Here is a 17490-nt window from a genome sequence, read left to right as displayed (position 1 = left end):
CCCAACAATTAACTTGCGCGCAAGATAATTGCGGGATACATTTCACCTCACATTAGTTAGCACGCTAAATTTTAGCGCTAAACAAAACCAGCGAGGAAACCTCATGAAAGCGCTCTACACCGCAGTAGCAACCTCCACCGGTGGCCGTGACGGCCGTGCGATCTCCAGTGACAACATTCTCGATGTGAAGCTGGCCACCCCAAAAGAACTCGGCGGCGCGGGTGGTGAAGCCACCAACCCTGAGCAACTGTTTGCCGCCGGCTACTCGGCCTGCTTCATCGGCGCCCTGAAGTTCGTGGCCGGCCAGAGCAAGCGTAGTATCCCGGCAGACGCCTCGATCACCGCTCACGTGGGCATTGGTCAGATTGAGGGTGGCTTCGGCCTGGACATCGACCTGCACATCAGCCTGCCGGGCCTGGAACAGGCTGACGCCCAGCAACTGGTCGATGCAGCGCACAAGGTCTGCCCGTACTCCAACGCCACCCGTGGCAACGTTGATGTACGCCTGCACGTGACCGTCTGATTGCTGCAAACGGTTTGGCTTGCACTAACGGGAGATCCCTTGCGGATCTCCCGTTTTTTCATCCGCAACGAAAAAGCCCGCAACACTGTGCGGGCTTTTTCGTGAAGCGTGGCTACAAAGCTGTGCTTATTTGGCACGGCCTTTGTAGGAACCGCCTTCACGGGTATCGATCTCGATCATGTCGCCAATTTCGATGAAGTCAGCAACGCTCAGCTCGGTGCCGTTTTTCAGTTTGGCAGGCTTCATCACTTTGCCAGAGGTGTCGCCACGAGCGGAACCTTCGGTGTAGTCAACCTGACGCACGATGGTGGTCGGCAGCTCTACCGAAACCAGACGCTCTTCGAAGAACACGGCTTCGCAAACGTCGGTCATGCCTTCTTCGACGAATGGCAGAACGGCGTCGATGTCTTCGGCGTTCAGCTCGTACATGGTGTAGTCGGTGGTGTCCATGAACGTGTAGGTGTCACCGCTGATGAACGACAGGGTGGCTTCCTTGCGGTCCAGGATCACATCGTCCAGCTTGTCGTCTGCACCGTAGACAGTTTCAGTCTTGTAGCCGGTCAGCAGGTTTTTCAGCTTGGTCTTCATGATCGCGCTGTTACGGCCGGACTTGGTGAACTCAGCCTTTTGAACCAGCCAAGGATCGTTGTCGATACGAATCACGGTGCCGGGTTTCAGCTCTTTACCAGTTTTCATTGCAGATATCCGAATTTGGATGGAGTTAGCGAAGGCTCTGTACGAGAAGCAGCCTGTGCAGGCGGTTTTTCGTACAGAGCCTGATATCAAGGCCGCGTATCATAGCGAATTTCGGTAAAACTGTACCAGCGCTGAGGCGAGGTCGCTGCGCGCTGCCTGCTGTTGGCACCAATGTTCTGCATGCTCACGCATTTGCGGCCAATATCGATTCAGTTGCTGCCAGCCCTCCTGCAGCTCCTCCCCGGCGCTCCAGGCGCGCCACAGCTCGGCAGTCGCCTGCGCAGCTTCTGCGGGCAACGTCGCGAGGTAGAGCGCCAGAAACGCCTCCAGCTTGGGCTGGTGGGCATCGTCCTGCTGCTGATAAATGTGCCAGAGCATCGGCCGCGCAGCCCATTGCGCCCGGACGAACGAGTCTTCGCCGCGCACCACATTGAAATCGCAGCACCACAACAAGCGGTCGTATTGTTCCTGAGCTACGAACGGCAGCACTTGAATGGTCAAAGCCCCGCGCCGACGAATGGCACCGGCTTGCAGGCCGCCCTCCCCCAGCCAGCGCTGCAAGTCGCCGACAATGCGCCCTTGCGGCACCAGCAAGTGGGTGACAACGCCTTCGCCCAGCAACTGGTCCAGCCAACTGCCTAATGCCGGATTTTCATAAGCGAACAGCGAAATCAACCGCGCACCGGACTCAGGCTGTACCCCAAGCCTGCGCAAGAAATCCTGCTGGGCAGCGGGGTCGGCCTGAAACGCCTGGCGTTGGGCAATCAGCGACTGCTCACGGAGCAAACCGCCAGTCTGCCCGGTAAAGCCTGGAAAGAAGAAGAACTTCTTCAAGCCGTTGGCTTGCGGCGATGGCAGACCATGACAGCCACTGACCCAGTCCTCGGCACTCAGATAATCGAGGTTCAGCCATACCGGTCGCGGGCTGCGTTGCAACATGGCCTGGGTGTAGGCCTCGGGCAAGCGACAGGCAAAGGCTTCGAGCACAACATCGGGAATTGAGGCAGGCTGCCAGTCCTCAGGCCAGTGGCAGACCTCAACGCCGGCCTGGCACTGCCGGGCCGCCACTGGATCGGCCTGCGGGCACAGGCGCACGAAGGCCGATAGATCGTTGATCCACAAGCGTACGGCAAAGCCATGCTCGGCCACCAATTGGCGGGCCAGACGCCAGGTGACGCCTACATCGCCGTAGTTATCCACGACATCGCAAAAGATGTCCCATGAAACTTGCATTACGCTTCCCGAAGCCAACCTCAAAGCGGCGATTGTCGCCCGTAACAAGCGCTTTGCACCAGCGCCGGGCGTGGCACAATGAGTCAACTGCGCCCTCCACCGCCTACGCCGTCAAAGGAAGTGATCGCCATGTCCAGCTAAAGCCGTCGTCACGAACTCTACGTGTCACTCAAGTTGATTGTGTGCATTGCCCTGGGCATCTGGCTCGGCGCCGTTGCCGTGATCCTGACCGGCCCGCTGCTGCTCAAGGCCTTGCCTGAAACCCAGACCCGCGCCCTGGCCGAAGCGGTCACCCGGGTCGCACCAGCACCCGTGCCAGAACCGGCCCTTCAACAACCTGATGCGATGTTCAAGAAATTCGAGCAAAGCCTGCGCGAAAGTGAAGCACGCCAGGCGCGTGAATACGCTGAGGCGCAGCAGAACAAACACTTCAATCGCGCCAAGTGCGACTTCTGGATGCAACAGGATCGCACCGCTCCCAGCGAAAAAAGCCGGGCCAGCATCAATGAATTCTGCGGATAACCCATGGACAAGAATCACCTGCTGCACCTGATCGTCGAACGCTTGCAGCATGACCTCGACATTGCCGTGCGTGCCGCACAAACAGCCTATGAGGCCGCGACCCACGAAGAGAACATCGCCGAAAACAAGTACGACACGCTGGGCCTGGAGGCCTCCTATCTGGCCGCCGGCCAGGCACGCCGGGTCGAAGAGATTCGTCAGGCGCTGAGCGTTTATCAGCAGACAGCGGGCAAACCCTTCGACGAACAACGCGGGATTCAGGTCGGCGATCTGGTGATGCTCGAAACCGAGCACGGTGACTCGCGCCAGCTATTTCTGGGACCCGATGCCGCAGGCCTGAAGATTCAGGCCGATGACCAGTTGATCACGGTGATCACCTCACGCGCACCGCTGGGCCACAGCCTGCTGGGCAAGGCTGAAGGCGATAGCGTGGAAATCGTCGTCAGCGGTCAGCGTCAGGTCTTCGAGGTCACGCAAGCACTGTGATGTCCTACCCATTAGTGGGCTTGCGGGTGCGGAGAGTTTGTGGGTAAGGTTCGTTGTCGCTGTAGGAAAGTGACGGGGCAGTTTGAAGGACTAATTACCCAAGGAGATTTTTCATGACGAACGTCATCGCATTTCCTGACGCCCATGAACGTAATCGCCTGAAGTCCAATGAGCATCCGGCGCTGAAGTACCTGAGCAAGAAGGAACTGCAACTGATCGAGCAGTTGCGCCTGACCAGCCATGCCGGCCGGCAGTACATCTACGACTATGCCCATCTCATGAGCCTGACCCGGCCACTGCATCCTGCGCCGCAGGATTGACCAGCGCCACCGTCCCATCCAGCAAGGCGACGAGCACGCCCGCCGCCTGTCGCTGCAGGTCGTTTAGTGGGTCAACGACCAGACCAGCGCAGAAATCGCTACCACGCCGGACATCACCACAAACACGTTGGACAGCTTGCCCGAGTATTTGCGCATGGCCGGCACCTTACGGATCGCGTACATCGGCATCAGAAACAGCAACACCGAGATCACCGGCCCGCCCAGGGTTTCGATCATGCCCAGGATACTTGGGTTGATGGTCGCAACGATCCAGCACACCACCAGCATGCACAGCGCTGTCAGACGATCCAGAGCCTTGCTGCCCGGACGCGCGCCAGACTTCAGCACCAGACCCTTGAAGCCCTCGCTGGCGCCGATGTAATGCCCCAGAAACGACTTGGAGATCGCCACCAGCGCGATCAGCGGCGCGGCAAACGCGATGGTCGGGTTCTGGAAGTGGTTAGCCAGGTAGGACAACACTGAAAGGTTCTGGGCTTTGGCTTCAGCCAGTTGAGCGGGCGACAGGGTCAGCACGCAACTGAACACAAAGAACAGCACCATCAATACCATCAGCAAATGGGCGCGGGACAGAATTCTGGAACTGCGTGCATCGGCCTGTTCACCGTACAGGCGCTTCTGGTCCACCGCGAACGCCGAGATGATTGGCGTGTGGTTGAAGGAGAACACCATCACCGGGATCGCCAGCCACAGGGCTGGCAGGAAGGTCGCAGGCTCAGGCAACGTGGAGGCCGTGCTGAGGATACCGCCATTCCAGTGCGGAATCAGGAACACCGCCAGAAACAGCAGCGAGACGATGAACGGATAGACCATCATGCTCATCACTTTAACGATGACCCGCTCGCCGCAACGGACCACCGCCAGCAGGCCGAGGATCAGCGCGAACGCCAGCAATGCACGTGGTGGCGGCGCGATGTGCAACTGGTTGACCAGAAAGCTGCTGACGGTGTTGGTCAGGCCAACGCTGTAGATCAGCAGGATCGGGAAGATCGCAAAAAAATACAGCAGGGTAATCATTGCCCCGGCGCCTTTACCAAAGTGTTCTTCGACCACCTCGGTGATATCGCCGCCGCTGCGACCCGAAAGTACGAAACGGGTCAGGCCGCGGTGGGCAAAGAAGGTCATCGGGAAAGCCAGGATCGCCAGCGCCATCAAAGGCCAGAAGCCGCCGATACCGGCACTGATGGGCAGGAACAAGGTACCTGCGCCGATGGCGGTGCCGAACAGGCCCAGCATCCAGGTGGTATCGTTGCGATTCCAAGCAGCATTCTCTGCGGGGACTGTATCCAGGCGTTCTACGACGCTATTGGCCTGATCGTTCATCCGGTCGTGTCTCCGTTTCCGGTAATTGCACAAGCAAGGACGCCACGGATGGAATTGGCAGCGCGGCGCCCGCCCTGAAAAGCAGGGGCGCGATTTTCCGTGATCAGAACCGGAAAGCAAGGAATATCAGATCAACCGTGCGAAAAACACCGTGACAAATGGCAAAACGAGCACATTAATCTGGTTGACAGCACAAAACGTGCATTGCGAGGTACACCCAGGCAGGCAGCAAACGTCTGTGGGGCTGAAAAACAAAGGCCGATCAGGATCGGCCTCGTTCATGCTGCGCTGACGTTACTCGATGGCCAGCTTGTCACGATTCCTGTCGAGCAGGGTCTTGCCGATGCCACTGACCTCGATGAGCTCGTCGACCGAGGTGAAGTTACCATTGCTTTCACGGTACGCCACGATGGCATTGGCCTTGTTAAGGCCAACGCCGGACAGCGCTTTCTGCAGGGTCAAGGCATCTGCGGTATTGATGTTGATTTTGTCAGCGACCTGCTGGGCCTGGCCGGCCATGGCTTCAGCCCCAATGGACATGGATTCAGCCCCCATAGGCATGGCACCAGCCCCCATGGGCATGGTTTCAGCCGCCATGGGATTGGCAGCAGCCCCCATCGGGTTGGCAACAGCCGTCAGGGAGGCAGTTGCCAGCAGGACGGACAAAACAGAAGAAAGCAACACATTACGCATGACAGGCACTCCTTGGGTTTATAGGTTCAAGCAGCATTCCAATACTGCCCCTGAAAGCTAATCCAGTAAGCGAACCTGTAAAAGTGCCTGAGCATGTCAGGGAATTACCTCACAAACAGTCACGAAACAGCCAGTTCCTACCCCGTTTCGCCTTGCTTTTTCAGGTTTCCCGGCGACGCTCCTGATGAATCCAGTCAACGATATCTTCATCCGGCGCATAGCCGCTGACGGTCTCGCGCAGCAGCTGCCGAACCGTGTGGTAATCGTCCTTGTCGACCGCTGTCAGCAAGCGGGTCAGTAACACTTTGAGCATATCCCAGGACAAGTAGTCCTCATTGGCACTCATGATCATCGGGTGCTCGGTAGCCACCACGTTGTCGCCGATCAACAACTCCTCATAGAGCTTCTCTCCCGGCCGTAAACCGGTGAACTCGATGGAAATATCGCCGTGCGGGTTTTTCTCCGAGCGAATGCTCAGGCCCGAGAGATGGATCATCTTTTCCGCCAGCTCGATGATTCTTACCGGCTCCCCCATGTCCAGCACAAACACGTCGCCGCCCTGCCCCATGGAACCGGCCTGGATCACCAGTTGGGCGGCCTCGGGGATGGTCATGAAATAGCGCGTGATCTTCGGGTGGGTAACCGTCAACGGCCCGCCAGTCTGGATCTGCTTGTGAAACAACGGAATCACCGAGCCTGAAGAGCCCAGCACATTACCAAAGCGCACCATGATGAAGCGGGTCTTGTTGACCTGATACACATTGGACTGATCACCAAACATCACCGGCGCTGCTTCGCGGCTGAGCGCTTGCAGGATCATCTCCGACAGGCGTTTGGTACTGCCCATGACATTGGTGGGGCGCACCGCCTTGTCGGTGGAGATCAGGACAAAGTTGGAAACTCCGGCCTGCAACGCCGCCTGTGCGGTATTGAGGGTGCCAACCACGTTATTGACCACGCCCTCGGCAATATTGTGCTCGACCATCGGTACATGCTTGTAGGCCGCCGCATGGTAGACGGTGTCGACCTTCCAGGTTTTCATCACATCAAGCAGCCGGGGATGGTTGCGCACCGAGCCCAGGATGGGCAGCAACTTGACCGAAAGCGCCTCACGGGCCAGACGTTGCTCCAGCTCACTGACAATGGTGTAAAGGTTGAATTCGCTGTGATCCAGCAACAGCAGCGTGGCCGGCTTGAGCAGCAGGATCTGGCGGCACAGCTCCGAACCGATCGAGCCGCCGGCACCGGTGACCAGTACGGTCTGGGCCTTGATACAGTGTTCCAGCAGGTTGTCCTGGGCCGGCACTGAATCACGCCCCAGCAAGTCTGCGATATCAACTTCCTGCAAGTCATCGACCTTGACCCGCCCGGCTGCCAGGTCCATGAAACCAGGCACACTGCGCACATGCAGCGGGAAGCCCTCCAGGTAGCCGAGAATCTCGCGGCGCCGGCCACGGGTGCATGAAGGCACCGCCAGCAGGATCTCCTGGGCGCCGGTCACCTCGATCATGCGCTGGATATGCTTGGGCTTGTAGACCTGCAACCCGGAAATGACCCGGTTGGAAATCGACTCATCGTCGTCGATGAACGCCACGGGGCGCATCAACCGCCCCATGCGCAGTGCAGCTACCAATTGATTACCGGCGGCTCCGGCACCATAGATGGCCACCTTGCGCAGGCCATCGTCGCGGCTGGCGAAGGGCACATGCTGCACGGCAGCAAACCAGTCACCGAGAAAATACTGGCGCATGGCAAGGCGCAGCCCACCGATCATGACCATGCTCAACCACCAGTAGTTGAACATGATCGACCGCGGCACGATCTGCTGATGGTTGCTGTAGACGTACACCACGCAACCGAGAATCAGCGCCGAAAGAGTCACCGCCTTGATGATTGCGATCAGCGCATCGTTGCCGAAATAGCGCATCACCGCCCGGTACATGCCGAAGCGAATGAACAGCGGGATCGAAACCAGCGGGGCACTGACAAACAGCCAGGTGTACTTGTCCAGCGGGTTGATCAGATCATCGACCCCAAGACGGACCACGAACGCCATCCACAAGGCGAACCAGACCAGCAGGACGTCAGTGCCGACCTGAATGATCCGTTTCTGGCGACGCGGCAGCGCCAGCAGAAAGGTTCGTATCTTGTCCATGGTGTCCTCAATCAATCCTTGCCACCTCGTTTGAAACCTCACTACAACCATCCAGGCCCCGAGCTCGTCGAAGCAATTGTTACAATCTATATGAAAAACCGCTGGTCCGCGCTGTCAAATCAGCCCCGCTCAGCCTGCCCGGCCTTGAATTTCAAGGCCAGCCACACCAATGGCAACCAGCAAAGGACCAGACCTGTCACACCATCGACCCAGCCTTTGGCCACCAACAGTGCCCAAGGCAATAACCAGACCAGATTGATCACCAGCACCGCCAGGGTTACCGGCAGATGCCGGGCGTAATGACGCGAAGCAAACTGATAGGCATGGCTACGATGCGCTTCATACACTTTCTCGCCGCGCAGCAAACGCCGGATCAGGGTCAAGGTAGCGTCCACCACAAACACGCCGAGCAGGATCAGCCATGCCCAGAACAGTGAAGGCGACACCCAGCCAGCCTGCAAGGACAGTACGCCGAGCACCATGCCCAGAAAACCACTGCCGGCATCGCCCATGAAAATTCGTGCCGGCGGAAAATTCCAGTACAGGAAACCTGCCACTGCAGCCGCCAGCAATGCGGCGACCAGCACCTGATCGCCAGGCCCGGTCAGCGCATAAATCAGACACGCACTGCCACACACAGTTACCGCTTCAATGCTGGCGATACCATCAATGCCATCCATGAAGTTGTACAGGTTGAGCATCCAGACCAGATAGAACACCGCCAGAACGTTGCCCAGCCAACCCAGCTCCAGTGACCAGCCCAGCAGCTTGAGCGGCGCCATACCGCCCAGCCACGCCAGTGCCCAGATCGCTGCGGCAAAATGCCCAAGCAGACGCCAGCGGGCCGCAATGTGCCCGTGGTCGTCCATAAAACCGATAACCGCCACCAGGCCACCGGCCCCGGCCAGGGCCATCAGCAGATCGGCAGGCATGCGTCCTGTCGCGCCTAACCACGAAACTGCCAGCAAGAATGCGATGACAATCGATACTCCGCCGCCACGGGGCGTCGGTATCGAATGCGAACTACGAGCATTGGGAATGTCCATCAGGCTACGAGCCAAGGCATACCTGCGCAGGACTGCAGTCAACAGCAAGGACAACAGCGCAAATCCGAGAACCCACAACCACTCAACCATGCTTTTTATTTTCCAGATAATGATTCGCGGTTTCGCGCAGCGCCTGATCGACACTTACCGGCGGCCGCCAATCCAACAGCGTACAGGTCTGGTCGATGTCGACCTGCAAAGAGCCGCACAGGCGCTGCGAAAACGCCCGCTTGCCCAATAGCGCGGCCAGTGTGCTCAATAACCACATTGGCACTGGCAATAACCTGGCGGGCTTGCCCAATGCCTTGCCGACACGCTTGAGCAATTCAGTGGTCGACAGATCCTGCGCATCACTGACCAGCAAGGTCTGGTTGGCCGCGCCTGGATGTGCCAGGCAAGTCACCAGCAGGTCAACCAGATTCTCCAGCGCCACCAGGCTACGCCGGTTGTTTATCGCCCCCAACGGCAGGGGAACACCTTTGTCCAGCCAGCGCATCATGTTCAGAAAGTTGGCCTTGACCCCAGGCCCATAAACCAGCACCGGGCGGACGATGACCACCTCCATGCCAGTACGTGCAGCCAGTTCACGCAGTTGCTGCTCGGCGGCCTGCTTTGACACGCCGTAGGGATCTTCAGGGCGACCGGGGTCGCTGGCCTTGAAAGGCGAGCCAGCCAGCGAGTACTCGCCGTTGACCTTGATCGAGCTGATGAATACGAATCTTCTGACACCCGCGGCAACCGCCTGTTCCGCAAGGTTAAGCGTCGCTGCCACGTTAGCCTGGAAATATTCCGCCTGCGGGTCGCCGGCAGACTCGTCGAGCACATGAACCCGGGCGGCGCAGTGCACAACCACATCGATACCTGCGACAAACTCATGCCAGCGATTATCGGCAGCCAGGTCATCGACCATGACCACTTCCACTGCCGGGTCCAGCCCGTGCCCAACCTTGCGCACAGCCGCCCGCACGCAGGGCAGCTCAAGGGCAACCAGGCGCCGGACCAGCGCCCGGCCAACAAATCCTGTCGCGCCCGTTACCGCAACCGCTACAGGCTGGCGCATTCCCTGACTCTCAATATCTGACCTCTGAACACGGAAAAAACACGGATGGGTAATTCCAATAAGCAGCAAGTTTAACATCATGGCAGCCTGGCTGACCGACTGGACGCAGGATCAGCAGTCACCGGGAATCAACAACTGCAGCGGCCGGTCGACGGTCGCATAAAGCTGTTCAAGCGCTTTGCCCAGCGTACGTTTGGCACGTGTTTCGCCGTGCACCAGACGTATTTCTGCGGGCCAACGCTGCATGTCACGCACGAAGGCCAATAACCCCGATTGGTCGGCGTGCGCGGAGTAACCCGCCACCGTGCTGACCCCTGCCCGGATGGCAAAGCGTTGCCCGTCAAGCGACACCTCACCCTGCCCCGCCGCCTGCTGTATCAGTGAACCCGGCGTGCCCCTGGCCTGATAGCCGACAAACAGCACATGGTGACGGGGCTCTTGCAGCATCGCCTTGAGGTAATTGACGATCCGGCCACCCACACACATGCCATGCCCGGCAATCACAATGGCGGGGCGCAACGTACTGCTCAGGTAGTTGACCACTTGCTGGTGCTGCGCGTGGCTGTCGATGGTAATCAACTGCGCGAATGCCAACGGTGCCCGCCCCTCTGCCAGTCGTTGCTGCGCATCGTCATCCCAGTGCGCCTTGCATGCCTGATAGACCTGGGTAAAGCGGCTGGCCAGTGGCGAGTCAAGAATCACTGGCAGTTGCTGCCAGTCGATGTGGGCCAGCGCCTGCGGACAATCACCTGCCGGCAATGGCCCAGCTAGCGCCTTGCGCTGCAGAATATCCTCAAGCTCGTACAACAGCTCTTGCGTGCGGCCAATACTGAATGCCGGCAACAGCACGGTGCCGCCATCAACCAGCGCCTGATCGATGAGCTTTTCCAGGCGCTGCTGACGATTGCCGCGATCTTTATGCAAACGGTCGCCATAGGTGCTCTCAAGCACCAGGATGTCAGCATACTCAGGTGCACGCAGGCTGCGCAGGATAGGCGTCTGGCAAGCGCCAAGATCGCCGGAAAACACCACCCGTGTTGCAGGCCCGTCCTCCCCATAGCGCACATCACATTCAACATAGGCCGATCCGAGAATATGCCCCGCCCTTTGCAGACGCAATCGGCAACATGACAGGGCTGTGCCGGGCAACTCGAACCACTGATCAAAGGCCAAGACCACCAGCTGCCGTTCGAGCTGGCGCAACAGAGCCTTGTCCGCTACAGCGCAGTGCTTCAACACATCCTCGATAACCAGCGGCAACAGCCTGGCGGAAGGCTCGGTGCACAACACAGGCCCACGGTAACCGGCAGCCAGAAGCGCTGGCAGGCGGCCGACATGGTCGTTGTGAACATGGCTGATCACCAGCGCTTTGATTACGCCCAGATCCATATCAGGCGCTGTCATGCTCAGCTCGCCACTGTCCGCACCACAGTCAATCAGCAGACTTTCACGAGGCGCCATAAACAGCTGGTGACACGACCCCGTAACCCGCTCGATCGCGCCATGGTGAACAATATGCGGGTAATCCATGCAGCTTCCTCCAGCAACCTGTTCAGTTCGGGAGGCATTGTGCCTTGGGGAGAGGCACTTTCAAGCCGGGACGGGGATGTCCAGAAAGCCGGAGTTTTGCAGCAAGATAGCCGAAGAAGGTCGGATTTAATCCGAAAAAGCTGAAACCCAAGAATTAACCTGAGCACTTAATCGAACATTCGCTCAGCACGTGATGAATATTCCTACAAGCGTAGAGAACATAGGCCACACAGTAGCGAGAAAAATATCAGCCAAGCCTGTAGGCAAGCATGGCAGCAGCAGGCACAGCACCCATAGCCCTGAGCTAAAGGACGTCTACCGCTATCCCCATCAGGCGGTACGACTGGAGGCCGAACGCTTGTTCCGCAAGCTACCAAACCAGGCCAGCACAGGACCGATCAACATGCCCAGTAACAACGCCAGGATAACAGGCACAGCCAGCGCCAGCTCAGGTGCCGACCAACCGAAGAACACCAGGCCTACCGGCTGACGGTTCTCCAGGACGAACACTGTGGTCACCAGCACCAACAGCAAGACGATGGTTACCGCCAGCACTCGTTTGAAAATACGCATTCACTGATCCTTTTCTACGCTGTAGCCCATCGCCTCTTCTTCCTCATTGACCCGATCACGCAGCTCTTTGCCGGGCTTGAAGTGAGGAACGAACTTGCCGTCCAGGCTTACCGACTGGCCGGTCTTCGGATTGCGCCCAACACGGGGAGCACGATAATGCAACGAGAAGCTGCCAAACCCGCGGATCTCGATTCGATCGCCGGTAGCCAGACATTGAGACATTTGTTCAAGCATGGTCTTGATAGCCAACTCGACATCCTTGGATGAGAGAAGACCCTGATGGGTGACAATTCGTTCGATCAACTCCGACTTCGTCATATTTTTCCCTTCTTTTTCAAGCAGCTAGATCAGTGCTTCGAAGGTTTTAGCATGACCGGATGATTTTGAACAGCCTGCATCTTGACTTATGTGCGGCCTGGTTGATACGGCATATTCAGGTGACGAGAGGATGACGCGCGGCAGCTTGCAGCCCGCCTCGCTTTGCGCCAGACCGGATGGATTTGCATCGCGCAACAAGGGCGCCCGGGATGAGTGACGAAATATTTCTTGCGCGCACAAAAAAGGGCGACCGAAGTCGCCCTTTTTCAATGGATCACAGAACTCAGTTCTGCTTTTCCATTTGAGCACGCAGCAGGTCACCGATAGTGGTAGGACCAGTGCTTTCAGTAGCTTCTGGCTTGTTGCGCAGGCTCTGAATGGCTTCTTTCTCGTCTTCAACGTCTTTCGACTTGATCGACAGGTTGATTACGCGGCTCTTGCGGTCAACGCTGATGATCTTGGCTTCGATCTCTTCGCCTTCTTTCAGAACGTTACGCGCGTCTTCAACGCGGTCACGGCTGATTTCGGAAGCTTTCAGAGTCGCTTCGATGTCGTCGGCCAGAACGATGATGGCGCCTTTGGCGTCAACTTCTTTCACGGTACCGCGAACGATCGCGCCCTTGTCATTGACAGTGACGTACTCGGAGAACGGATCGCTTTCCAGTTGCTTGATACCCAGGGAGATGCGCTCACGCTCCGGGTCAACCGACAGGATAACGGTGTCCAGTTCGTCGCCCTTCTTGAAACGACGAACGGCTTCTTCACCGGCTTCGTTCCAGGAGATGTCGGACAGGTGAACCAGACCGTCGATGCCGCCGTCCAGACCAATGAAGATACCGAAATCGGTGATCGACTTGATGGTGCCGGAGATACGGTCGCCCTTGTTGAACTGGCCAGAGAAGTCTTCCCATGGGTTGGACTTGCACTGTTTGATGCCCAGGGAGATACGACGACGCTCTTCGTCGATGTCCAGAACCATGACTTCCACTTCGTCGCCAACCTGAACGACTTTCGACGGGTGGATGTTTTTGTTGGTCCAGTCCATTTCGGAAACGTGCACCAGACCTTCCACGCCTTCTTCCAGCTCTGCGAAGCAGCCGTAGTCGGTCAGGTTGGTAACGCGTGCAGTAACGCGGGTGCTCTCTGGGTAACGAGCCTTGATAGCAACCCATGGGTCTTCGCCCAGTTGCTTCAGACCCAGCGAAACGCGGTTGCGCTCGCGATCGTACTTCAGAACCTTGACATCGATCTCATCGCCAACATTGACGATTTCCGATGGGTGCTTGATACGCTTCCAGGCCATGTCGGTGATGTGCAGCAGGCCATCGACGCCGCCCAGATCCACGAATGCGCCGTAGTCGGTGAGGTTCTTGACGATACCCTTGACTTGCTGGCCTTCCTGCAGGGATTCCAGCAGCGCTTCGCGCTCTGCACTGTTCTCGGCTTCCAGGACACTGCGACGGGAAACGACAACGTTGTTGCGCTTCTGGTCCAGCTTGATGACCTTGAACTCGAGCTCTTTGCCTTCGAGGTGGGTAGTGTCGCGAACCGGACGAACGTCGACCAGCGAACCCGGCAGGAACGCACGGATGCCGTTGACGTCGACGGTGAAACCGCCCTTGACCTTGCCGTTGATGACGCCCTTGACCACTTCTTCAGCGGCGAAAGCTGCTTCCAGAACAATCCAGCACTCGGCGCGCTTGGCTTTTTCGCGGGACAGCTTGGTTTCGCCAAAGCCGTCTTCGACCGCGTCCAGCGCAACGTGCACTTCGTCACCGACCTTGATGGTCAGCTCGCCAGCGTCGTTGTAGAACTGCTCGAGCGGGATGACGCCCTCGGACTTCAGGCCAGCGTGTACGGTTACCCAGTCGCCGTCGATGTCGACAACGATACCGGTAATGATTGCGCCTGGCTGAAGATTCAGGGTTTTCAGGCTTTCTTCAAAAAGTTCTGCAAAGCTTTCGCTCATTTTAATTCCTGTGTGATCAAGGGCGAAGAATACGCCCATCTGCCACGTTCCAGACCACGTGGGTTTCGTTCATGTAAAAGGAAGCCTGCAGGATGTAGTCTGGTCTCCCGCATGGCTCCTTGATCATCCCGTGATATCGCGCAGGGCGACTTCACTGAGGATGCGTTGCAACACCTGGTCGATGGATAACTCGGTGGAGTCCAGCTGAATGGCGTCGTGCGCCGGCTTGAGCGGGGCTACCGCTCGCTGGGTGTCACGCTCGTCGCGAACACGTATCTCATCTAGCAGACTCGACAGACTAACATCATCACCCTTGGCCTTCAACTGCAGGTAACGACGACGCGCGCGTTCTTCGGCACTGGCGGTCAGGAAAATCTTCAATGGGGCATCGGGAAATACCACGGTTCCCATGTCCCGACCGTCAGCGACCAGACCCGGTTGCTCCTGAAAAGCCCGCTGACGCTGCAACAAAGCGTCCCGCACTGCCGGCAGCGAAGCCACTTGAGACGCGCCACTGCCGACCTGCTCGTTGCGGATCGCATGGGTCACGTCTTCACCTTCAAGAATGATCCGCTGCTGCTGACCGTTGTCACCGACCTCGAATTGCACATCGAGGTGCGCTGCCAGCAATTTGAGCGCCTCTTCATTGGTCAGGTCGACCCCGTGATTACTCGCCGCAAAGGCCAGCAGACGGTACAGCGCACCAGAATCGAGCAGACACCAGCCCAACTGGGTCGCCAGCAAACCGGCAATAGTGCCTTTGCCCGAACCACTGGGTCCGTCAATGGTGATGACAGGTGCTTTGATTTTCACGATTGTTCCTCTTGCGCGACGGACATGCCAACCTGGGCGCACAGTGCCAGGAAATTGGGAAAGGATGTCACGACATTGGCACAGTCGCGGATCCGTATGGGCGCCGAGGCCCGCAAAGCGGCAACGCTGAACGCCATCGCAACGCGATGATCGCCACGGGCATCCAGCTCACCGCCCGTAAAAGTACCACCGTCGATAATGATGCCATCGGCGGTTGGCTCGACCTTGATACCCAATACCTGCAAACCGTCTGCCATGATCTGGATCCGGTCACTGTCACGGGCGCGCAACTCCTGGGCACCACGCAACACCGTGCGACCACGCGCACAGGCTGCCGCGATGAACAACACCGCAAACTCGTCGACGGCCAGCGGTATCAGCGCCTCGGGAATCTCGATACCGGTCAGCGGCGCCGAGCGCACCCGCAGATCGGCGACCGGCTCACCGCCAGCCTGACGCGGGTTCTCCAGCTCGATATCGGCCCCCATCAGACGCAGGATATCGATCACACCCGTGCGGGCCGGGTTGATGCCGACGTGCTCAAGCAGCAACTCGGAACCCTCGGCAATCGAGGCGGCGACCAAAAAGAACGCCGCGCAAGACATATCCGCTGGCACCTCGATGCGCGTGCCGTTCAGCCGATGCCCCGGCTCGATACTCAAGCGCCCCGCGCTGCGCTGGATCGGGTAACCAAACCCTTCCAGCAGCCGCTCGGTATGATCGCGAGTCGGTGTCGGCTCAATAATCGTAGTACGCCCTTGGGCATACAGCCCTGCCAATAACAAGCAGGACTTGACCTGCGCACTGGCAGTCGGCGCCTCAAAGACCTGCCCGACCAGTTGTCGGCCACCGCGAATGGTCAGCGGCGGACGACCCTCAGCGCCACTCTCGACGACCGCCCCCATGGCCCGCAATGGCTCGGCGACGCGGTTCATGGAACGCCGCGATAACGTGGCATTGCCGGTCAGGGTGCTGTCGAAGCTCTGCGCCGCCAGCAAACCGGCCAGCAGGCGCATCGAGGTCCCGGAGTTACCCAGGTAGATCGCCCCCGGCGCCGACTTCAGACCGTGCAGGCCAACGCCGTGGATCGCCACCCGGCCCTGATGCGGGCCTTCGATAACCACGCCCATGTCACGGAACGCCTGCAGGGTCGCCAGGGCATCTTCACCCTCAAGCAACCCCTCGACCTCGGTAACGCCTTCAGCCAGCGAGCCGAGAATGATCGCCCGGGTGGAAATCGACTTGTCGCCCGGCACTCGCACCCGGCCAGCCAGCCGCCTGCCGGGGCTCGCCACAAACGCCAGATCAGCAGCCACCTCAGGTTCGACATAGGCACGCCGGGCAAGAATCTTGCCGAAATGCTCACGCGCCATGCGCGCCCGGGTGAACACACCGAGCAACTGGTGACCATCGCCTGCCTCGACCGCCTCGCGCAGCGCATCCAGATCGCTGCGATAGGTGTCCAGGGTCCGCAGCACCGCTTCGCGGTTGGCCAGGAAGATGTCATGCCACATCACCGGATCACTGCCGGCGATACGGGTAAAGTCGCGAAAGCCTCCCGCCGCGTAGCGGAAGATTTCCAGGTTTTCGTTACGCTTGGCCAGCGAGTCAACCAGGTTGAATGCCAGCAGATGCGGCAAGTGACTGGTCGCGGCCAGCACTTCATCATGACGCTCGACGCGCATGTGCTCGACATCCGCGCCCAGTGCAGCCCACAACTGATGCACCACGCTGACCGCGTCCGGATCGGTCTGCGGCAGCGGCGTGAGGATTACCTTGTGGCGACGGAACAGGTCAGCATTCGAGGCTTCGACGCCGCTCTGCTCAGAACCGGCAATCGGATGCCCAGGCACGAATCGCGCCGGCATTGCACCGAATGCTTCTTGCGCGGCACGCACCACATTGCCCTTGGCGCTGCCGACATCGGTGAGGATGGCGTTGCCAAGGTCCAGCGGCGCCAAACGCGCCAGGACCTTCTCCATGCCCAGTATCGGCACCGCCAACTGGATCACGTCGGCGCCCTCACAGGCCTTGGCCAGATCCTCTTCGCAACGGTCCACCACGCCCAACTCGACCGCCAGGCGGCGCGACTGGGCATTGAGGTCAACCCCCACCACCTCGTGGCACAAACCGCTCTGGCGAATACCCTTGGCAAAGGAGCCACCGATCAGACCGAGCCCGACCACCACCAGGCGGCCGATCAGCGGCCCGT

17 protein-coding genes are annotated in these 17490 nt (G+C 58.9%); 4 read left to right on the top strand and 13 right to left on the bottom strand.

Annotation, left to right across the window (positions count from 1 at the left end):
• The first annotated feature begins 103 nt into the window (after positions 1–103).
• Entirely contained in the window at positions 104–523 is a 420-nt protein-coding gene (locus tag NJC38_RS13075; protein WP_253115089.1) for an organic hydroperoxide resistance protein, read from the top strand.
• A gap of 126 nt (positions 524–649) precedes the next feature.
• Here NJC38_RS13075 and NJC38_RS13070 read toward each other — a convergent pair whose 3' ends face one another.
• A complete protein-coding gene (locus tag NJC38_RS13070; protein WP_045481975.1) occupies positions 650–1219 on the bottom strand; it encodes an elongation factor P in 570 nt (189 codons plus the stop codon).
• Positions 1220–1318: 99 nt separating this feature from the next.
• A complete protein-coding gene (gene earP / locus NJC38_RS13065; RefSeq protein WP_253115088.1) occupies positions 1319–2452 on the bottom strand; it encodes an elongation factor P maturation arginine rhamnosyltransferase EarP in 1134 nt (377 codons plus the stop codon).
• A 162-nt stretch (positions 2453–2614) separates the two neighbouring features.
• On the opposite strand from earP, the gene NJC38_RS13060 reads away from it, so the two are divergent.
• From NJC38_RS13060 to NJC38_RS13050, 3 genes are all read left to right on the top strand, one after another.
• Positions 2615–2974 carry a hypothetical protein gene (locus NJC38_RS13060; RefSeq protein ID WP_253115087.1) on the top strand — a complete coding sequence of 120 codons (360 nt, stop codon included), beginning with the start codon at positions 2615–2617 and terminating at the stop codon, positions 2972–2974.
• 3 nt (positions 2975–2977) lie between these two features.
• Complete coding sequence (locus NJC38_RS13055) at positions 2978–3460, top strand: transcription elongation factor GreAB (RefSeq protein ID WP_253115086.1); 483 nt, start codon at positions 2978–2980, stop codon at positions 3458–3460.
• A gap of 113 nt (positions 3461–3573) precedes the next feature.
• Positions 3574–3780 (top strand): hypothetical protein, encoded by a 207-nt coding sequence (locus NJC38_RS13050; RefSeq protein WP_045481983.1) that lies wholly within the window; start codon positions 3574–3576, stop codon positions 3778–3780.
• Between the two features lie 63 nt (positions 3781–3843).
• On the opposite strand, the gene NJC38_RS13045 is transcribed toward NJC38_RS13050, so the two are convergent.
• The 11 genes from NJC38_RS13045 to NJC38_RS12995 form a co-directional block, all read right to left on the bottom strand.
• Complete coding sequence (locus NJC38_RS13045; protein WP_253115085.1) at positions 3844–5121, bottom strand: aromatic amino acid transport family protein; 1278 nt, start codon at positions 5119–5121, stop codon at positions 3844–3846.
• Between the two features lie 294 nt (positions 5122–5415).
• A complete protein-coding gene (locus NJC38_RS13040) occupies positions 5416–5814 on the bottom strand; it encodes a helix-hairpin-helix domain-containing protein (RefSeq protein WP_253115084.1) in 399 nt (132 codons plus the stop codon).
• 160 nt (positions 5815–5974) lie between these two features.
• Entirely contained in the window at positions 5975–7969 is a 1995-nt protein-coding gene (locus NJC38_RS13035; RefSeq protein WP_253115083.1) for a nucleoside-diphosphate sugar epimerase/dehydratase, read from the bottom strand.
• Between the two features lie 119 nt (positions 7970–8088).
• A complete protein-coding gene (locus tag NJC38_RS13030) occupies positions 8089–9105 on the bottom strand; it encodes a glycosyltransferase family 4 protein (RefSeq protein WP_253115082.1) in 1017 nt (338 codons plus the stop codon).
• Complete coding sequence (locus NJC38_RS13025; protein ID WP_253115081.1) at positions 9098–10075, bottom strand: SDR family oxidoreductase; 978 nt, start codon at positions 10073–10075, stop codon at positions 9098–9100. Before NJC38_RS13025 ends, NJC38_RS13030 begins: the two co-directional genes overlap by 8 nt.
• Positions 10076–10186: 111 nt before the next feature.
• On the bottom strand, positions 10187–11605 hold the full coding sequence (locus NJC38_RS13020) for an MBL fold metallo-hydrolase (protein WP_253115080.1): 1419 nt from the start codon (positions 11603–11605) through the stop codon (positions 10187–10189).
• Positions 11606–11935: 330 nt separating this feature from the next.
• Complete coding sequence (locus NJC38_RS13015; protein WP_253115079.1) at positions 11936–12178, bottom strand: LapA family protein; 243 nt, start codon at positions 12176–12178, stop codon at positions 11936–11938.
• A complete protein-coding gene (ihfB, locus tag NJC38_RS13010) occupies positions 12179–12496 on the bottom strand; it encodes an integration host factor subunit beta (protein ID WP_045482001.1) in 318 nt (105 codons plus the stop codon).
• 283 nt (positions 12497–12779) lie between these two features.
• On the bottom strand, positions 12780–14465 hold the full coding sequence (gene rpsA, locus NJC38_RS13005) for a 30S ribosomal protein S1 (protein WP_045482004.1): 1686 nt from the start codon (positions 14463–14465) through the stop codon (positions 12780–12782).
• A 123-nt stretch (positions 14466–14588) separates the two neighbouring features.
• On the bottom strand, positions 14589–15278 hold the full coding sequence (gene cmk, locus NJC38_RS13000) for a (d)CMP kinase (RefSeq protein ID WP_045482007.1): 690 nt from the start codon (positions 15276–15278) through the stop codon (positions 14589–14591).
• Positions 15275–17482, bottom strand: coding sequence for a bifunctional prephenate dehydrogenase/3-phosphoshikimate 1-carboxyvinyltransferase (locus NJC38_RS12995; protein ID WP_253115135.1), 2208 nt, complete (start codon positions 17480–17482; stop codon positions 15275–15277). The genes cmk and NJC38_RS12995 overlap by 4 nt, the downstream gene beginning before the upstream one ends.
• Between the last annotated feature and the right edge of the window lie 8 nt (positions 17483–17490).

The sequence above is a fragment of the Pseudomonas sp. 21LCFQ010 genome (assembly GCF_024129905.1).
Classification (GTDB): Bacteria; Pseudomonadota; Gammaproteobacteria; order Pseudomonadales; family Pseudomonadaceae; genus Aquipseudomonas.
The sequence above is the reverse complement of the archived record's forward strand: the minus strand, read 5'-3'. Positions and strand labels throughout refer to the sequence as shown.

What these genes read in the sequence shown, in the direction of transcription:
- NJC38_RS13075 (WP_253115089.1), top strand. Translation starts at nt 104, where the DNA reads ATGAAAGCGCTCTACACCGCAGTAGCAACCTCCACCGGTGGCCGTGAC.
- NJC38_RS13070 (WP_045481975.1), bottom strand. Translation starts at nt 1,219, where the DNA reads ATGAAAACTGGTAAAGAGCTGAAACCCGGCACCGTGATTCGTATCGAC.
- earP (WP_253115088.1), bottom strand. Translation starts at nt 2,452, where the DNA reads ATGCAAGTTTCATGGGACATCTTTTGCGATGTCGTGGATAACTACGGC.
- NJC38_RS13055 (WP_253115086.1), top strand. Translation starts at nt 2,978, where the DNA reads ATGGACAAGAATCACCTGCTGCACCTGATCGTCGAACGCTTGCAGCAT.
- NJC38_RS13050 (WP_045481983.1), top strand. Translation starts at nt 3,574, where the DNA reads ATGACGAACGTCATCGCATTTCCTGACGCCCATGAACGTAATCGCCTG.
- NJC38_RS13045 (WP_253115085.1), bottom strand. Translation starts at nt 5,121, where the DNA reads ATGAACGATCAGGCCAATAGCGTCGTAGAACGCCTGGATACAGTCCCC.
- NJC38_RS13040 (WP_253115084.1), bottom strand. Translation starts at nt 5,814, where the DNA reads ATGCGTAATGTGTTGCTTTCTTCTGTTTTGTCCGTCCTGCTGGCAACT.
- NJC38_RS13035 (WP_253115083.1), bottom strand. Translation starts at nt 7,969, where the DNA reads ATGGACAAGATACGAACCTTTCTGCTGGCGCTGCCGCGTCGCCAGAAA.
- NJC38_RS13030 (WP_253115082.1), bottom strand. Translation starts at nt 9,105, where the DNA reads ATGGTTGAGTGGTTGTGGGTTCTCGGATTTGCGCTGTTGTCCTTGCTG.
- NJC38_RS13025 (WP_253115081.1), bottom strand. Translation starts at nt 10,075, where the DNA reads ATGCGCCAGCCTGTAGCGGTTGCGGTAACGGGCGCGACAGGATTTGTT.
- NJC38_RS13020 (WP_253115080.1), bottom strand. Translation starts at nt 11,605, where the DNA reads ATGGATTACCCGCATATTGTTCACCATGGCGCGATCGAGCGGGTTACG.
- NJC38_RS13015 (WP_253115079.1), bottom strand. Translation starts at nt 12,178, where the DNA reads ATGCGTATTTTCAAACGAGTGCTGGCGGTAACCATCGTCTTGCTGTTG.
- ihfB (WP_045482001.1), bottom strand. Translation starts at nt 12,496, where the DNA reads ATGACGAAGTCGGAGTTGATCGAACGAATTGTCACCCATCAGGGTCTT.
- rpsA (WP_045482004.1), bottom strand. Translation starts at nt 14,465, where the DNA reads ATGAGCGAAAGCTTTGCAGAACTTTTTGAAGAAAGCCTGAAAACCCTG.